The 1,836-nt window shown below is 70.5% G+C and carries 1 protein-coding gene; it reads right to left on the reverse strand.

Annotation, left to right across the window (positions count from 1 at the left end):
* Nucleotides 1-349 precede the first annotated feature (349 nt).
* Nucleotides 350-1,717 carry a dicarboxylate/amino acid:cation symporter gene (locus ACFU99_RS40765; RefSeq protein WP_384402976.1) on the reverse strand — a complete coding sequence of 456 codons (1,368 nt, stop codon included), beginning with the start codon at nt 1,715-1,717 and terminating at the stop codon, nt 350-352.
* Nucleotides 1,718-1,836: the final 119 nt, after the last annotated feature.

Genomic DNA, 1,836 nt, shown 5'->3' on the forward strand with positions numbered 1-1,836 from the left:
GTGCCACCTTCCCCCACAGAAGGCGGCACGGGGCCGTTCATGGCGGCGCCGGAGATTTGGTGGAGCGGCGGTTGAGCGGCGGATCGGCGCGGTGCGGACGCGGGCGGACGCGCGTCGCCGGCCGCCTGCCGGATCGCTGTGAGCAGCTTCTCATCCCCGGCCGGGCGCCCGTGCGGCACCTCCCTGTTCCGTCGCCGCCGAAGTCGGCCCGGAACCCCGGCCTTTGCGTACGTACCCGCCCATACGCGCGTACGGCCCCCGGCGCCAGGAGCGCTGAGGGCCGTACGCGGAGCGGAGCGGTCTCACCATGCGGTCGGACGGCCGGTCGGACGACCGGTCGGATGGCCGGTCAGACGGTCGCGGGCTCCGGCTGCTTCGACTGCTCCGGAGCCGGGGCCGGGGCCTGTGCCGGGACCTCGTCATCCAGCGGGGAGGAGCCCGCCGCGTCGTACACCGCGCGGTCCAGGACCTTCTCCCGCGCCGAGACGACGATCGGGACGACGACCTGGCCTGCGACGTTGGTCGCGGTGCGCATCATGTCGAGGATCGGGTCGATCGCCAGCAGCAGGCCGACGCCCGCCAGCGGCAGGCCCAGCGTGGAGAGGGTCAGCGTCAGCATCACGGTCGCGCCGGTCAGACCGGCCGTGGCGGCCGAGCCGATGACGGAGACGAAGGCGATCAGCAGGTAGTCGCCGACGCCGAGGTGCATGTGGAAGATCTCGGCGACGAAGATCGCGGCGATGGCCGGGTAGATCGAGGCGCAGCCGTCCATCTTGGTCGTGGAGCCGAAGGGCACCGCGAAGGACGCGTACTCCTTCGGGACGCCGAGCCGCTCGGTGACCTTCTGCGTCAGCGGCATCGTGCCGACCGAGGAGCGGGAGACGAAGGCCAGCTGGATGGCGGGCCAGGCGCCCCGGAAGAACTGGACCGGGTTGACCTTGGCGACCAGGCCGAGCAGCAGCGGGTAGACGCCGAAGAGGACGAGGGCGCAGCCGACGTAGATGTCGACGGTGAACGTCGCGTACTGGCCGAGCAGGTCCCAGCCGTACTGGTAGATGGCCTTGCCGATGAGGCCGACGGTGCCGAGCGGGGCGAGCCGGATGACCCACCACAGGGCCTTCTGGAGGAGTTCCAGGACCGAGCGGCTGAGGGTGAGGATCGGCTCGGCCTTGTCGCCGAGCTTGAGGGCGGCGATGCCCGCGACGGCGGCCATGAAGACGATCTGCATGACCTGGAGCTCGGTGAACGGCGTGACGACGTCCTTCGGGATGATCCCGGTGAGGAAGTCCAGCCAGGAGCCCGAGTGCTGGGGCTGGGCGCCGTCGGCGGCGGTCAGGCCGGTGCCGGAGCCGGGGCTGGTGAGCAGGCCGATGGCGAGGCCGATGACGACCGCGATCAGCGAGGTCACCATGAACCAGATCAGGGTACGGGTGGCGAGGCGGGCGGCGTTGTTCACGTTCCGCAGGTTGGTGATGGACACCAGGATCGCGAAGAAGACGAGCGGGGCGACGGCCAGCTTCAGCAGCTGGATGAAGATGCCGCCGATCTTGTCCAGGGTCGTCTGGAGCCAGGTGATGTCGCCGCTCTTCGCGGCCCAGCCGAGGAGGGCGCCGAGGACCAGGCCCAGCAGGATCTGGGCCCAGAACGGCACCTTGGGTATGCGCCGGCTCGACGATGACGTGTTCGTTGACGATGACAACGGAATCTCCGGGGACAGACGGGTGTCAGAGAAAGGGCGTGAATGCGCCAGGAGGTCCGTACGGGATCTCCGGCCGCTGCGGCGATGTCGGGCGGGGCCCGGTCAGCGGCGGCGACAGGCCGCGGACATGCGGCGGC

Origin of the sequence: Streptomyces sp. NPDC057654 (assembly GCF_042800135.1) — a bacterium.
In the GTDB taxonomy this organism is placed as follows: domain Bacteria; phylum Actinomycetota; class Actinomycetes; order Streptomycetales; family Streptomycetaceae; genus Streptomyces.